The 14070-nt window shown below is 71.7% G+C and carries 15 protein-coding genes; 2 read left to right on the top strand and 13 right to left on the bottom strand.

Going from position 1 to position 14070, the window contains the following annotated elements:
- Positions 1 to 48 precede the first annotated feature (48 nt).
- The 5 genes from ACQP00_RS24865 to ACQP00_RS24845 form a co-directional block, all read right to left on the bottom strand.
- Positions 49 to 360 (bottom strand): NIPSNAP family protein, encoded by a 312-nt coding sequence (locus ACQP00_RS24865; protein ID WP_433222957.1) that lies wholly within the window; start codon positions 358 to 360, stop codon positions 49 to 51.
- Positions 361 to 373: 13 nt separating this feature from the next.
- Positions 374 to 1120 carry an alpha/beta hydrolase gene (locus tag ACQP00_RS24860; RefSeq protein ID WP_433222955.1) on the bottom strand — a complete coding sequence of 249 codons (747 nt, stop codon included), beginning with the start codon at positions 1118 to 1120 and terminating at the stop codon, positions 374 to 376.
- Between the two features lie 158 nt (positions 1121 to 1278).
- Positions 1279 to 2280 carry a hypothetical protein gene (locus ACQP00_RS24855; protein WP_433222953.1) on the bottom strand — a complete coding sequence of 334 codons (1002 nt, stop codon included), beginning with the start codon at positions 2278 to 2280 and terminating at the stop codon, positions 1279 to 1281.
- Positions 2277 to 2816, bottom strand: coding sequence for an RNA polymerase sigma factor (locus ACQP00_RS24850; protein ID WP_433222951.1), 540 nt, complete (start codon positions 2814 to 2816; stop codon positions 2277 to 2279). Before ACQP00_RS24850 ends, ACQP00_RS24855 begins: the two co-directional genes overlap by 4 nt.
- Positions 2817 to 2927: 111 nt before the next feature.
- Positions 2928 to 3584 (bottom strand): TetR/AcrR family transcriptional regulator, encoded by a 657-nt coding sequence (locus tag ACQP00_RS24845; protein ID WP_433222948.1) that lies wholly within the window; start codon positions 3582 to 3584, stop codon positions 2928 to 2930.
- 54 nt (positions 3585 to 3638) lie between these two features.
- Between ACQP00_RS24845 and ACQP00_RS24840 the strand changes: the two genes are divergently transcribed.
- Positions 3639 to 5255, top strand: coding sequence for an MFS transporter (locus ACQP00_RS24840; RefSeq protein ID WP_433222946.1), 1617 nt, complete (start codon positions 3639 to 3641; stop codon positions 5253 to 5255).
- A gap of 241 nt (positions 5256 to 5496) precedes the next feature.
- Here the strand turns inward: ACQP00_RS24840 and ACQP00_RS24835 are convergent, their stop codons facing one another.
- The 8 genes from ACQP00_RS24835 to ACQP00_RS24800 all read right to left on the bottom strand — a co-directional run bounded on the left by ACQP00_RS24835 (position 5497) and on the right by ACQP00_RS24800 (position 12996).
- Complete coding sequence (locus tag ACQP00_RS24835; protein ID WP_433222944.1) at positions 5497 to 6906, bottom strand: flippase-like domain-containing protein; 1410 nt, start codon at positions 6904 to 6906, stop codon at positions 5497 to 5499.
- 263 nt (positions 6907 to 7169) lie between these two features.
- Positions 7170 to 7904 carry a hypothetical protein gene (locus tag ACQP00_RS24830; protein ID WP_433222942.1) on the bottom strand — a complete coding sequence of 245 codons (735 nt, stop codon included), beginning with the start codon at positions 7902 to 7904 and terminating at the stop codon, positions 7170 to 7172.
- Positions 7905 to 8059: 155 nt separating this feature from the next.
- Positions 8060 to 8725, bottom strand: a complete 666-nt coding sequence (locus ACQP00_RS24825) for a GNAT family N-acetyltransferase (RefSeq protein ID WP_433222940.1) — start codon at positions 8723 to 8725, stop codon at positions 8060 to 8062.
- Positions 8726 to 8741: 16 nt separating this feature from the next.
- On the bottom strand, positions 8742 to 9308 hold the full coding sequence (locus tag ACQP00_RS24820; RefSeq protein ID WP_433222938.1) for a hypothetical protein: 567 nt from the start codon (positions 9306 to 9308) through the stop codon (positions 8742 to 8744).
- A gap of 68 nt (positions 9309 to 9376) precedes the next feature.
- Positions 9377 to 10684, bottom strand: coding sequence for an NAD(P)/FAD-dependent oxidoreductase (locus tag ACQP00_RS24815; protein WP_433222936.1), 1308 nt, complete (start codon positions 10682 to 10684; stop codon positions 9377 to 9379).
- Between the two features lies 1 nt (position 10685).
- Complete coding sequence (locus ACQP00_RS24810; protein WP_433222934.1) at positions 10686 to 11120, bottom strand: DUF6582 domain-containing protein; 435 nt, start codon at positions 11118 to 11120, stop codon at positions 10686 to 10688.
- 719 nt (positions 11121 to 11839) lie between these two features.
- Positions 11840 to 12469: a hypothetical protein gene (locus tag ACQP00_RS24805; protein ID WP_433222932.1), complete on the bottom strand. Its 630-nt coding sequence runs from the start codon at positions 12467 to 12469 to the stop codon at positions 11840 to 11842.
- A 77-nt stretch (positions 12470 to 12546) separates the two neighbouring features.
- A complete protein-coding gene (locus tag ACQP00_RS24800) occupies positions 12547 to 12996 on the bottom strand; it encodes a hypothetical protein (protein ID WP_433222930.1) in 450 nt (149 codons plus the stop codon).
- 63 nt (positions 12997 to 13059) lie between these two features.
- Here ACQP00_RS24800 and ACQP00_RS24795 point away from each other — a divergent pair, with 63 nt between their 5' ends.
- Positions 13060 to 14034, top strand: coding sequence for a helix-turn-helix transcriptional regulator (locus ACQP00_RS24795; RefSeq protein ID WP_433222928.1), 975 nt, complete (start codon positions 13060 to 13062; stop codon positions 14032 to 14034).
- The last annotated feature ends 36 nt before the right edge of the window (positions 14035 to 14070 follow it).

The raw sequence follows: 14070 nt of genomic DNA, 5'->3' as shown, positions 1-14070 counted from the left end.
TATCGACACACGGTGATGCCGGAAATGTCTGATGCCGGCGGTGGCGCGCTAGGGCTCCGGCAGGAGGGGGCGCATGAACGTGCGTTCGTAGCGCAGGACACAGCCGCTCTCGTCGCGGATGCGGTCGGCGACTACGAACTCGGGATCGACGCCGAACAATTGGCGGTACTGTTCGTACGCGGCCAGGCTCGGGAAGCTGAACAGGGCCAGGGCCTTGTCGCTGGCGCCCTCGGCGGGCAGGAAGTAGCCGTGGTGCGTCCCGCCGTGCTGGTCCACCAGGGCCATCCAGCGGCGCGCGAAGGACTCGAAGGCTTCGGTCTTCGCGGGGTCGATGACGTACTCGACGACGCACGTGATCACGGCTCGACCTTACCTACCCCGAGTGCCGGTTCGTCAGATGGCGCTGGAAGAACCGCAGGGCGTCGTCCAGCTCCGCGCGCGGCACGTCGCCGTGGTCGCCCGGATTGGCGTGCAGCGTCTTGACCGGCGCGGCGAATGCGTCGTAGAGGGCGAGGGCACTTTCGCGCGGTACGAAACGGTCGGACCACTGCACGAGAAACTGCACCGGGACCGTGATCCGCGCGGCGTCCGCTTCGAGTCCGAGCGGGCCGCACAGGCCCAGCACCGCGGCGCGCACCCGTGGGTCGGACGCCACGAATGGCACGCCGAGGCCGCAGCCCATTGACAGTCCACGATAGCCAACGGGTCCTTCGCCGACGTTTTCCTGTGTTTGTACCGCACTCACGACGCTTTTCCACTCGCGAACGCTCGTGGTCGCGAGGTACGTGTGCAGCGCCGCCAGTCGCGGTGCCACCTCGGCGCCGGTGGCCATCGCGGCGCGGTTCTCGGCGGCCATCCGGGCCAGGGTCTCGTCCTGCGGGCGGTCGCCGTGGCCGGGCGCGTCCATCGCGACGACGGCGAAACCGCCGGCGATGACGAGGTGCCTGGCCGGGCCGACGACGCCGGGTGCTCGTTTGTGCTGGCCGCCGCCGTGACCGAGAACGATGAGCGGGCGCGGGCCGGTGGCGTCGGCGGGCGTGAACAGTACACCCGGGACGTCGTTGCACGTAAATGACTGCTCGGTGACGCCTTCGAGCGACGTCGAATCGGTGATGCGCATGCGGATCAGGGCCTTTCGATGCCTGTCCGGGCGCTCCCTAGGCCATGCGCTGGAGGGAGGCCCGGTCATCGGTAACAGCGTTGATGGGTCTCACCTCCTCGAGTCGCAGCACTGCACGGCGGCGCCGAACATACCATCCGGCGCCGCCGGGCGTGACGTCAGGGTTTGACGAGCTCGTACGAGTACAACCACTGCATTGCAAGGCGATCGATGCCCGGCGAGGGGCGCGTGTCGATGACGCCCGGACTCGGCGACGGTCCTGCGCCGCCGCGTTCCAGGACGGCGAGCCCGACCACGTGGGCCGTCCCGGGGTCGAGCATGAAGACCTGGAGGTTGCGGCCCATGACGCGGGCGATGGCGACGGTCTCCTGGCCGCCGATCGTCACCGACCGGAAGGTCACGCCGTCGAGCCCGGCCAGCAACCCGAGCAGCCCGACGCGGGCGTCGCCCGGTAACAGAGGGTCAGCGAGCGCCCACAGCTGGGTGCAGATGCCCCACGCGTTCTCGTCGCCCGGACCGGTGACGCCGAGTTGCTGCGCGAGTGCGGTGGGTTCCGACTCGAGGCCGGCCAGCCACTGCGGCGTCGGGTGCCGCGGGCCGGGCCCCTGCTCGCGGAACTCCGCGCGGTCGAGGTCGGCCAGGCTCTCACCCTTGGGGCCCTCGTCGTCCGGCCGGCCGTCGCTGAGGGCACGGACGGTGACGAAACCCTGGATCTCGTACCACGTGTCGTGGACCTGCGGCACGATCCCGCCGTTCGGGCCGCCGGCGGGGACGAGCATGTCGGCGCGGACGTGCAGCTGGTCCTTGTCCTTGGCGGCGAGCGGCTCGGTGGTGGCGGCGACGCGTTGCAGCTCGGCCAGGGTGGCCTGCGGGTCCAGCGTCGCGCCGAACGTGACGCTGCCCGACGGGGCCGGACTCAGGCCGGGCGACCGGCTGCCGCCGTCGCGGTTCAGCGCGATGCCGACCCCGGCCAGCACCGCGAGCGCGACGACGGCGGCGGCCGCGGGGGCGAGCCAGGCGCGGACGTGACTGCGCGTGCGCGGGGCGTCACTGCGGAGGATACGGTACCGGAGGCGGGCCAGCTCCTCCGGCGTGGTCACGGTGCGTGGTTCGGCGAGCGCGCGCAGTGCGTCGAGGTCGGATCGGTCGTCGGTGGTCATCGGTCCCCCTTGGCGCTGGTGTTCCCGGTGGCGGCGAGGGCGGCGCGCAGTTTGGTGCGGGCTCGGAACAGCGCCGATTGGACTGTGCCCAGCGGGATGCCGAGCGTGCGGGCGATGGTGTCGTAGTCGAGGTCGGCGAGCGCGTACAGGAGCAGGACGTCGCGCTGCCGGGCCGGTAACCGGGCGAGCACCGCGGCCAGTTCCCGGCTCACCGCCGACGCATCGGCGCGGGCCACGGCGCGGTCGGCCACGTCGGGCACGAACGGATCCCGGCCGGTACGCGCGAGCAGTCGCAACCCCCGCGTCTCGGTGCGGCGGTGGCGGCGCAGGAGGTTGGACGCGATACCGTACAGCCACGCCCGCACCGGCCCGTCGAGCAGCCGATCCCGGCGCTGGTAGGCGATGAGGAACGTCTCGGCCACGATGTCGTCGGCGAGGCTGGCCCCGACCCGGCTGGCGCAGTAGTGCCGCAGCTCGGGCCCGTACCGCTCGAAGAGGTCCGCAACGTCGGGCGGGCGCTCTTGCGAGTCGGCCATGAAGTGCAACATACCGATGTCTGCCCGCACGCCTGGGCTGTGTTCCCGGCTGTTTCAGGCTTTTCGCCGGCCGGTCGGCGACTTCAGGCTTTCAACAGCAGGCCGGCGAGCTCAGGCTTTTGCTAGCAGGCCGTCGACGAAGGCCCGCACCCCTTCCGGGTAGATGTCGCGGGCGGCGATCGGAGCCCACCGCTCACCGATCGCAGCCAGATGCGGATGCTGCGAGGCGGCCAGCCCCCCGGTACCGAGCGTGACCCCCCGTGACCGTGCGCGCACGAGGACCTCGCCGACCGTGTAGTACCACAGGTGGCGGAACACATCGACGGACCGTTCCGGTGTGCAGCCGTGGTCGGCCGCGCCGGCGACGATCGCCTCGACCATCCACAGCGCCGAGTCGCTGAGCCGCGCCACGAACCCGTCGGTCGTGACCACCTCGACCCCCCACGGCCACGCGGCGAGGGCGTCACGCATCGCGAGCGCCGCCACGACGATCCGGTCCCGGGGCACGGCGGGCAGCTCGGGCCGCGCCAGGTTTTCAACATGCTCGTTCAGCAGTTGTACCAGCAGATCCTCGCGATCCCGCACATGGTGATACAGCGTCATGGTCCCGACGCCGACCTCGGCCGCGAGCCGCCGGATGGTGAGCTTCTCCCACCCGTCGCGATCGATGACCGTACGCGCCGCGGCCAGGATCTGCGCCCGCGAGGTCCGCGGCGGCCGCCCGGTCCTCCCCGGCGCGGCGTTGCCTTCAGCGTTGCCTTCCTGCACGCCTCCATCCTGCCGTGCCTGGACACGGTCGCGTTCGGAAGCTAATTTCGGTACATGTACGAAAACTCCTCCGCGCGGCCCGGGCTGCTGCTCGCCACGGTCGCCGTCGTGCAGTTCATGGTGTCGCTGGACCTGTCCGTGGTGAACGTCGGCCTGCCGCAGATGGCGGCCGGCCTGGGCTTCAGCGCGCTCGGCGTGACGTGGGTGATCCACGCGTACGCGCTCACCTTCGGCGGATTGCTGTTGCTCGGCGGCAAGGCAGCCGACCGGTACGGCCGCCGGCGCGTCCTGCTCCTCGGCCTGACCCTGTTCGGCGTGGCGTCGCTGCTCGGCGGCTTCGCCCAGGAACCCGGCCAGCTGGTCGCGGCCCGCGCCGCCCAGGGAGTCGGCGCCGCAGCCCTGGCGCCCGCCGCGCTGGCCCTGCTGACCTCGGCGTTCCCGTCCGGCAAGGCCCGCATCCGCGCGTTCGGCGTCTGGAGCGCGATGAACGCGGCCGGCGGCGCGCTCGGCGTGCTGGCCGGTGGACTCCTCACCGAGTACGCGAGCTGGCGCTGGGTCATGTTCGTCAACGTCCCGATGGCCGCGATCGCCCTCGCCATGGCGTGGCGCGGCGTGCCGGCTTCCTCGCCCGGCGCGCGGACGGGCCGGCCCGACGTGCACGGCGCGCGAACGGGCCGGCCGGACGTGCTCGGCGCTCGGACGGGCCGGCCGGACGTGCCCGGCGCTCGGACGGGCCGGCCGGACGTGCCCGGTGGGACGGGCCGGCCGGACGTGCCCGGTGCGCGGACAGGCCGGCCGGACGTGCCCGGCGCGCGAACGGGCCGGCCGGACGTGCTCGGTGCGGTGCTGGCCACGGCGGGCATGGTCACGCTGGTGTTCGGGATCGTGCGCACCGACCGGCACCCGTGGACCTCCGCGGCTACCCTCACCACTCTCGCCGCGGCGCTGCTGCTCCTGGCGGTGTTCGTGCTGGTCGAACGGCGTACGACACGGGAACCCCTGCTGCGCCTGGGACTGCTCGCCAACCGCTCGGTCGCGGGCGCCAACGCCTACAACCTGCTCGTCGGCGCGGCGATGGCTTCGGCGTTCTACTTCGCGTCGCTGTACCTGCAACGGGTCCTCGGCACCGGTCCCGCCCTGACCGGATTGCAATTCCTGCCATTCGCCCTGGGCGTCGTGGTCGGCGCGGTGCTGGCGATCCGGCTCGGCTACCGCTTCCCGGCGCGCACCCTGCTCATCACCGGCGGCCTGCTGACCGCGGCCGGGTTCGCGTGGTTCGGCCTGATCAGCGCCGACGGTACCTTCCTGACCGACATCCTGGGCCCGTCCATCGTGACGAGCATCGGCTTCGGCATGTGCCTGGGCCCGGTGGTTTCGGTGGCGACGATGGGCGTGGCGCCTTCGGAGACGGGCACGGCGTCGGGGCTGCTCAACAGTTCGCGGCAGATCGGTGCCTCGCTGGGCCTGGCGGCGCTGGGGACCGCGGCCCACGATCGCACCGGGTCCTCGGTCTCGCCCGCGGCCCTGAACGACGGCTACGCACTGGGCCTGACCTTGGGCGCGGCGCTGCTGTTCGCGGCGGTGGTAATCGCGGTCGTGGTACTGCGCCGCACCGAGACCCCGGCACCGACGCCGCAACCCGCCGCCGAACCGGTCACGTCTTCACACTGACCGCCCCTGTTCACGAGCCCGCCATGTCATCGCGCTGGCAGCCTTCTAGATGAGCCCGCCAGTGAACCGATCATGCCCCCGCCCCGAGGGCCTTCTCGACGAGCCCGCCCCGTGAACCGGTCCCGTCCTTGCGCCGGCGTCCTGTCTGCGAGCCGGCCAGCGAACCGGTGCCGTCCTTGCGCCGGCGGCCTGTCCACAAGGCGGCCAGCGAACCGGTGCCGTCCTTGCGCTGGCGGCCGGCTCAGATGCGTTCGCGCTGGCGGCGTAGTGCGACTGCCGCGATGCCGCCGATCGGAATGAGGATCCAGGTCGAGAGCACCCGGTACACAAGCACGGCCGCAGCGGCTCCGACCCCGGTGGCGCCGGCGGCGGTCAGGCCGGCGATGAGGGCGGCCTCGACCACGCCGACGCCGCCGGGGGTGAGCGGGACCTGGCGGACGATCTGCACACTCAGGTAAATGGTCGCCATGCCCGCGACGCTGACCGGCAGGTGCAGGGCCTCGCCGACCGCGACTAGGCACAGGACGTCGGTGAGCCACTTGACGGTGGCGTACACCAGGGCGAACACCCAGTCGCCGGCCTTCAGCTCCGCGCCGGACCGCCACGCCTCGCCGGCCGAGCGGAGCAACGACCGCAGCGCCCGGGTCACACGATTACCGGCAACATCCTCGGTAACCGGTTCCGCGCTCGATTGGTCGCCCGGGCTCGCGCTCGATTCGGCGCTCAGGTCGACGCTCGGTCCGCTACTCAAAGCCACACCCGGCCCACCGCTCAAAGCCGCGCCCGACCCACCGCTCAGAGCCGCGCCCGACGCAGTGCTCAGGCCGGGGCCAGCACCGGGACCGCCATTCACGCTTGCGCTCGACGCGGTGCTCAGGCCGGAGCCGGCACCCGGACCGCAATCCAGGCTCTCACTCGACGCGGTGCCGAGAGCCGAATCTGTTCCGCCGGCCGGGCCCGCAGTCGACGTGGCGTTCGGACTGGTGCCAGGCTCGCCGTTCGAGCTCGTGGTAGAGCCGGTGCTCGCGGTAGAGCCGGTCCTCGGGGCGGGGTCGGGCCGGCGGGCGAAGCGGCGCCCGGCCATGATGGCCGCGGTGGTGACCAGCGCCATGGCGACGACCACGGCCAGCGGCCGCCAGTTGAGCAGGCCGTCCGGATTGCGGGCCAGCAGCGCGAAGGCCAGCCCCGCATAGAGCAGCGCAAGACCGCCGATCGAGGCCAGACCCGAGACGATCGCGGCGGCGGCGGACGCTTCGCGGGTGGCGCCGCCGCGCTGGTACTCGCGGATCGTGAACGCCGTCGACACCGCCGGACCCGCGGGCATCGAGATCGACAGTGCTGTGCCGGCGAGAGTGATGGCCATGACGTGGCCGCGGGTCAGGTGGGCGCCGAGGCTGTTGAGCAGGCGGCGCTGCTGCAGGGCGAAGGACTCGATCGAGGCGGCCTGCAGCAGGACGGCTACGGCAATCCACCCATAGTCGGCGCCGGCCAGCGCGGACAGGATTTCGTGCGGCGCGGGCAGGCGGCCGTGCAGGCCGATGGCGGACAGCACGATGACGATGACGGCGATGACCGCGAGCCGTACCCATCGCCGGCGGCGGCGCGGCGGATCTGCCGGCGGCGCGAGCTGGGGTGTGGTAGGCGCGGACACCGTGAGATTGTCCCAAACCCCTGCCGGCGGCGCGTCGCCCGGCCCGGTGGCCAGGATCTCCGCCACTCTCGCAACCCCACGGAGCCCGTCGGAACGTCCGCTGGATTATCGAATTATCGGATTACCGGTAATCGTAATACCGGTAATCCGGCTCCGGTCACAGAGCGTGTCCGCCACAGCCACCCCGAAACGCGGCGAGCGAGGCCGTGACCGGCGCGGTCAAGCCGCCGGGACCACGGCGCACGAGGTCATGACCAGCGCGGTCAAGCCGGCGGGACCACCGCGAACGAGGTCGTGACCGGTTGAGCCGGCGCGTACGTGGTCAGGTCGCCCTGCTGCAGCGCGGTAACGGTACACGTGCCAGGGGCGAGCAGGCTGACCGTATCGCCACGCACCGTGCAGATCGCCGGGCTCCGGGTGATGTAGGTCAGCGGCAGACCAGACGTCGCGGAGCCGGACAGCGCCGTGGTCGCGGCCGACAGCGACACGGCCCCGAACGGTCCGAACGTGATCGTCTGCGCGGTCAGCGGCGGCGTCACCGTCAGGGACGTTTCCAGCAGTGCGCACGGCTCGCAGTTGCCGATCGCGCCGACGTCCGTGATCTGCGACGGGACGTTCGTCGCGTGGCTGAGGGAGATGCCGGTCGCCGGGTATGTGCCGGGCGCGTCGACGACGATCGGGACGATGACGCCGCAGCCCTCGAGGCCGAGCGTCGGTTGCGCGGTTCCGGCGGCGGCCACCGTGCTCCCGCCGGCCGGTGCGGAGCTCGCGGTCACGCACGGGCTCTGGGCGATCTCCCGGCCGAGGTCCGCCACCCGCATGTGCGGCGGGAGGGTCGCGGTGAACGCGAACGTCACGCTCGCCCCGGTCGGGTTGATCACGGCGATGCCCAGCGCGGTCGGTACGCCCACCGCGGTCTGCGCCGGCGGCTGGTAGAACGCCACCACGTACGGGTGACGGCCATCGGCCGCAGCGGCGGGCGGGGCTGCCACGGTCACGGCCGCGAATCCAGCCATCACGGAAACGAGCAGAGCCGTCACCGATTGTCGACATACCTTCACGGCTCCCCCGACCCCCGTACGTCGCTACCGACAGTGATCCTTCGGTCGCAATATACGAAGGCGAGGTCGCAATCCTGCGCGAACCGGCGAACTCAGTCGGGGTACTGCGTGCCCGGGCGCGCCGCGATCAGGACTTGGGCGGCGGGGGTCCAGCCCAACATGCCGTACACCCGCTGCCCTTCCTCGCTGGCGACGAGAATGCCCTGGTCGGCGCCCCGTTCAACAGCCGCGGCGGCCAGTTCGCCCATCACTGCGGCGGCCAGGCCCCGCCGGCGGTGGTCGGGGCCGGTGAGGATCCTGTCGGCGACGGCGATGCGGCCGGCCAGACCCGCGTGACCGCGCGCGGCCCAGGCGTCGCCGGAGCCGAACACGGCCACCGACACGCGGGCGTCGGCGGATTCGAGCACCAGGCGGTACGTTGGCGGGACGGCAGGCCGAGGGTGCGTGCGCAGATCGATCGTCATCATCTGCTCCGACGTCCTGAGCAGCACCAGGCCCGCCGAGGTGAGGGCAGCAGCGGCGCGGTCGGGGTCCGTGGTCGGCACCGTCAGCCAGGTGGCGCCCGGCTCGGCCAGGACCCGCGACGCCAGGCCGGACAGGACGGCGGGGTCGTCGTCCAGCGCGAAGTACTCTGTGTCACGGCCCAACTGCCGGCTGTCAACGCGTAACCCGCCGCCCGCATGCTCGGCGGCGGGCAGGTCACGCGAGGCCGCCCAGCCCTGTTCCCAACCGGCGATCAGCGCGCGCAAGTCGCTCATGCGCTCCAGTAGATCATCAATGTCCGGTGGCGGGTCGGCCGCGCCCGCCGCCGTCGCCCAGCAGGTCGGCGAAGAGTGCTCGATAGTGCATCAGCGCCTGGCGCAACTGCTCGGTTGAAGCAAGACCCTTTTCGTTGTACTGGCTGATCTCATGCGCCTCGCGATAGTGCCCGATGGTCTCGGCGTGTTCGACGCTCAGGTCCTCGACCCGCGTGTCGTAGTCCTCGGTCGGGTAGCCCCGCTCGGCCATCACCCGCGTGACGAGTTGGTCGGCCTCCCGGGTGGCGGCCTGCGGTTCCTCGGCGAAGTGGGCCTGCGTCTGCTGCCACTGCTCGGCGTACACCTGGCGCTGCCCCGGGTCGAGATCCTTGAGCTCCAGCCGGTCGTGCCGTTCCTCCCGGTGGCGGAGATCGCGCTCGGCGGCACGGCGGTTGGGCTGCTCCTCGACCGCGCGATCGTACTCGGGCCCGAAGCGCCGGCGCAGTTCCTTCGAACGCCGGAAGCGCCCCACCGCGACCGCGACGGCGGCCACGACGATGAGCACGAGCACGATGACGGCGATGGTGTTGGCGGTCGTCGACATACCACCGACGCTAATTCGGCCCGGGTCGCCCCGGCCTCACCCAGGATGATGGTGGGCAGAGCTTGGAGTCAGCTCGAAGTGCGGTCCGCGAGTTCCGGAGCGCCGGTGTCGAGCGGAACGGCGTTCTTGTCGACCAGGCCCAGCGAGATCCCCGGCCGGGACGTCGTTGCCGTGAACAGCCAGTCCGCCGTCGTCCGCAGCCGGTTGGAGGGCAGCGCCGTGAGGTGGTAGCCGCGCGTGACCGCCCGCGCGAGCGGTCCCGACAGTGGCACGTGCAGCGGGTTCGCCACGGCCTGCCAACCGCCGAGGTCGACGACGAAGCCGAGGTCGCGATGGCGGTACCGGCGTAGCTGCCCGATCCCGTAGGACGCCGCGATGTTGTGCGCCACCACCCGTCCCTGCCGGACGGCGTGCTGGGCGGTCATCGGCGTGTAGCGGCCCGGATTGTGCAGGTCGGGCACTGCGGCGCCGTCCCCGCACGCGTACACGTCCGGGAATCCGGGCACCCGCAGGTGCGCGTCGACGCGGACCCGGCCCTCGTCCATCGGTAGGCCGGCGTTCTCGACGACGGGATCGGGGCGTACGCCGACGCACCAGATGAGGGTGCGCGAGAGCACGCGGCGGCCGTCGGTGAGCGTGACGCCCTCGGCCGTCGCCTCCTGCACCGAGGTGCCGAGCCGGACGTCGATGCTCCGTCCGCGCAGCACCTTGTCGGCGCCGGCGGCCATGCGTGCGTCCATGCCGGGCAGCACCTGCTCGGCGGTGTCCAGCAGCAGCCAGCACGGCGGCGTGTCGCGCAGGCGCGGGTGGCGGGCGGCGATCGCGGCCGTGAGCAGCTGGCCCTGGGCGGCCACCTCGGTGCCGGTGTACCCGGCCCCGACCACCACGAAAGTCATCCGCGCGCGGCGTTCCGCCAGGTCCTCGGCCGCGTCGGCGAGCTCAATCTGGCGGATGAGGTGGTCGCGCAGGTACAACGCCTCCGGCACGCCGCGGAAACCGTGTGCGTGGTCGGCCACACCCGGGATGGGCAGCAGTTTCGTGACGCTGCCGGCGGCCAGGACCAGCCGGTGGTACCCGAGGTTTCCTTTGTTTCCTTCCGGCCCCGTGTACGACACCATGCGAGCGTGCGGGTCGACGCGATCGACTTCTCCGAGCACGAGGCGTACACCCGGAAGCGTGTCCTGCAACGGCACGCTGACGTCGCGCGGGTCGAGGGCGCCGCCGGCCACCTCGGGCAGCAGCGGGAGGTAGAGGAAGTAGTCGGTCGGGTTGACCACCACGACCTCGGCGGCGCCCCGGGACCGGCGAAGCAGCGTGCGGGCCGCCTGGTATCCGGCGAATCCGGCACCGACGATGACGATCCGGGGGCGCGCCACGTCAGCGGCCTCCGAGTGCCTGGACCAGCTCGGACTTGTTCATTGCCGAACGACCCTTGATGTTGCGCCGCTTTGCCTCCGCGTACAGCTCGTCGCGCGACCGATCGGCGCGCGGCTGACTGCGCACGGACTTCGTCGGGGTGCGCGGCTTGTCCGAGGACTTCATGGTGCGGCTCGGCTTGCCCAGCTCCCGCCAGCTGGACTCGGTCATCTCCACGCCGTGGCGCTTCGCGGCGCGCTTGATGCGCTTGAACGCCTCGTCGCGCTCGGCGTCGCTGGCGTCGCGAACCTGATCGAACCGCGCGATCGCGTTGCGCACGTGCGAGGCGTCGTTGAGCGGCTCCTTACGCAGCCGCGGAAACGCGAACGTGCTGTCCGACATGCTGTTGCGCTCGGCGGCGTCAAGGGTGCCGGAGCGCTTCCTGATTGCAGCCATGCACAACGCATACCCGCAGACGGATCATCTATGCCCGCACGCGAGCCGAGACCCCACCGCCGTAGGGCGACCCGAGACCCCGCCGCCGCAAGGCGCGCCGAGACTCCGCCGACGCGACGCGAGCCGAGACCTCGCCGCCACAACGCGAGCCGGACGTGCGGCGGAAAACGCGCGGGAAAACCGGACGGCAAGGATGCCGAACGCTCGCGGAAACCGGCCGGCAAGGATGCCGCGCGCTCCGGGAAACCGGCCGGCAAAGAGGCCGAACGCGCGGGCAAACGCGCCCGAAACGCGAGCCGCACGAGCAGGAGCGGGCTCGCAAGACGGGCCGGACGCACGCCGGAAACGCGACGACGGGCGAGCTCGCGCGAGCCAGGTCGGGCCCGTCCGCAGGGCGAGGTGGACAAAAGGCCACCACACCCGGTGCGGAGCGGACGGGCCCTGGATCAAGAGAGCCGACGGGCCCTGGATCGGGAGACCGGATGGGCACCGGATCAGGAGACCGGATCATGAGACCGGACAGGCCCTGGATCAGGAGACCGGCTCAGCCGCCCCCGCGGACCTTGTCGGGCTTCTGCTCCTCGGCAGCAGGCTTCCTGGGCGCCGGATCGACCGGCCGGGACGGCGGTGCCGAGCCGGGACGCCGAGGTTGGAGTGGACTCAAACCGTCTGAACTCATACCGGCGTTAACTACCCCGTTCGTCACCCGGTAAGCAAATTCACCCCCGCGCCGCCACCTCCGCGAACACCCGGTCCGCGCCGGCCGTGAACGCCTCGCGCAGCTCCCCCGCCGCCGGCGACAGCGCGGCGGCCCGCAGCCGGACGGCCACGCTGACCAGCTCCTGCTTGTCGAGCACGCCGCCGTCCTCCTCCCAGTGCGGCGGGATCGGGATGACGACCACGTGCCCGTTGATGACGACGACGATCGTGCGCCCCGGGTACGGCGTGACCCCGTCCCCCACCGGCGAGCCGAGCCGGCCGTCGGTCGCGCCCAGCATGCCGTCGGTGAACGCCTGCAGCTCGGCCGCGTTCGTCGCCGTCACCGCCTTGGCCGCGTCCGGTTCGAGCTGCGCGACCAGCTGCTGCCGGGTGAGCAGCGCATCGACGGTCGCACTGGTGGCCAGCACCGCCCACTGCGCCCGGTTCAGAGCCGGGACCTCGGGCGGCGCGAATGACTCGTCGACCGCTTCCTCGGCGGCGAACGGCACGAGCACCGTGCCGGGCTTCATCTGCAGTTCGAGCCAGTGCGCCATCATCGTGACGTCGTAGATGTACCCGCGCTCCGGCCCGAACGGCGAGAGGTACGCGGCGGTGATGTCCTCGGGGCTCATGAAGACGACCTGGCCCATGACGGGCCCCCTTCCCGAATGGCGATGTGCATTGTCACCATCCGGATGCGCGGACCCGTCCCCTGATACAGCCGTTTTCACGCACGGGTCAGTTGCATGCTCCAGTTGTACTCCCAGGTGGCCCCGCCGTCCGCGGAGAACTCCTGCTCCCACCGGGCGGAGTCGGCGGTGATGTGCGACCAGATGAAGTGGGCACGGATCGGGCGCCCCTCGTGCACGTCGTCGCCGTAGAAGTCGCCGCGTCCGTCGGCGAACGTGCCGACCACGGGCGGAAACAGTGTTCCGGTGCGGCTGCTGGCCCAGTAGATCGACCAGGTCTTGCGCTCCACGTCGAACAGGCGCAGGGTCAGGCCGCTGCTGCCGAGCGTCGGAAACTCGATCTCGTCGAGGTTTCCGCCGTTGCCGAGGATCGGGCGGCAGGTTGCCTGGCCCGGAAACTCGTACCAGTCGTCGGCCCCCGCGAACAGCGTGCGCAGGCGGCGGTTGACGACATTCCAGGTTCCGAAGAGAAAGTCGAAGTCGTTCACGCGCCCATCGTCGCCACCCACCCCTGACATCTTCTGTCAGACTCATCAGTCAGACTCGTCCCCATGCGCGCGAGCCGGCTCGTTTCCCTGCTGTTGCTGCTGCAGAACCGCGGCCGGATGAGCGCGACCCGGCTCGCCGCGGAGCTCGGCGTCACGCCCCGCACGGTGTACCGCGACGTCGAAGCCCTCGCCGCCGCCGGTGTCCCGATCTACGCCGAGCACGGGCCGGACGGCGGATACGAGCTGATCGACGGGTACCGCACCCGCCTGACCGGACTGACCGCCGACGAGGCCGAGTCGCTGTTCCTCACCGGCATGCAAGGACCGGCGGCCGAACTGGGACTCGGCGCGCAGGTCGCCGCGGCCGAGCTCAAGCTGATGGCGGCGCTGCCCACGCCGTACCGTGACGCATCGATCAGAATCCGCGAGCGTTTCCATCTCGACGCACCCGGCTGGTACCGCGAACCCGACACGGTCCCGCACCTCGTCGCCGCGGCCGAGGCGCTGTGGCAGGACCGGCGCATCGAGATCAGGTACCGCCGCTGGAGCCCCGAACCGGCCGAGGTGACCCGCCGCCTGCGCCCCCTCGGCCTGGTCCTGAAGGCCGGCGTCTGGTACCTCGTCGCGCAGGGCAAGGGCGACCCGCGCACGTACCGCGTCGCCTCCATCAAGTCCCTCAAGCCGCTGCCGGACACCTTCGCCCGCCCGCCCGGCTTCGACCTCGCCGAGTTCTGGCGCACCCACGTCGACCGCTACGAGCGCGCCGACGCCGCCGGGGAAGCCGTGGTGCGCCTCTCCCCGGCCGGCCTGGCCGCGCTGCCGGAGGTGCTCGGCCCGCGCGCGACCCGCCAGGCCCGCGCCACGCTGCGAGAGCCCGGCCCGGACGGATGGTGCGAGGCGACGGTACCGCTGGAGAACCTCCCCCACGCGGCCGCCGGACTCCTGCGGCTCGGCCCGGAGGCGCGGGTGGTGGCCCCGCCGGAACTCGTCGCCCACATGGCCGCGACCATCGCCGAGATGGCGGCCCTGTATACGTGAAAACAGCCGTGAAGGCTCCGCCCATGTCGATCTCGC

Source organism: Dactylosporangium sp. CS-047395, from assembly GCF_050942185.1.
Classification (GTDB): Bacteria; Actinomycetota; Actinomycetes; order Mycobacteriales; family Micromonosporaceae; genus Dactylosporangium.
Note: the sequence above shows the minus strand (reverse complement) of the source record. Positions and strands in the feature narration are given on the sequence as shown.

What these genes read in the sequence shown, in the direction of transcription:
- ACQP00_RS24860 (WP_433222955.1), bottom strand. Translation starts at nt 1,120, where the DNA reads ATGCGCATCACCGATTCGACGTCGCTCGAAGGCGTCACCGAGCAGTCA.
- ACQP00_RS24855 (WP_433222953.1), bottom strand. Translation starts at nt 2,280, where the DNA reads ATGACCACCGACGACCGATCCGACCTCGACGCACTGCGCGCGCTCGCC.
- ACQP00_RS24850 (WP_433222951.1), bottom strand. Translation starts at nt 2,816, where the DNA reads ATGGCCGACTCGCAAGAGCGCCCGCCCGACGTTGCGGACCTCTTCGAG.
- ACQP00_RS24840 (WP_433222946.1), top strand. Translation starts at nt 3,639, where the DNA reads ATGTACGAAAACTCCTCCGCGCGGCCCGGGCTGCTGCTCGCCACGGTC.
- ACQP00_RS24825 (WP_433222940.1), bottom strand. Translation starts at nt 8,725, where the DNA reads ATGAGCGACTTGCGCGCGCTGATCGCCGGTTGGGAACAGGGCTGGGCG.
- ACQP00_RS24820 (WP_433222938.1), bottom strand. Translation starts at nt 9,308, where the DNA reads ATGTCGACGACCGCCAACACCATCGCCGTCATCGTGCTCGTGCTCATC.
- ACQP00_RS24810 (WP_433222934.1), bottom strand. Translation starts at nt 11,120, where the DNA reads ATGGCTGCAATCAGGAAGCGCTCCGGCACCCTTGACGCCGCCGAGCGC.
- ACQP00_RS24805 (WP_433222932.1), bottom strand. Translation starts at nt 12,469, where the DNA reads ATGGGCCAGGTCGTCTTCATGAGCCCCGAGGACATCACCGCCGCGTAC.
- ACQP00_RS24795 (WP_433222928.1), top strand. Translation starts at nt 13,060, where the DNA reads ATGCGCGCGAGCCGGCTCGTTTCCCTGCTGTTGCTGCTGCAGAACCGC.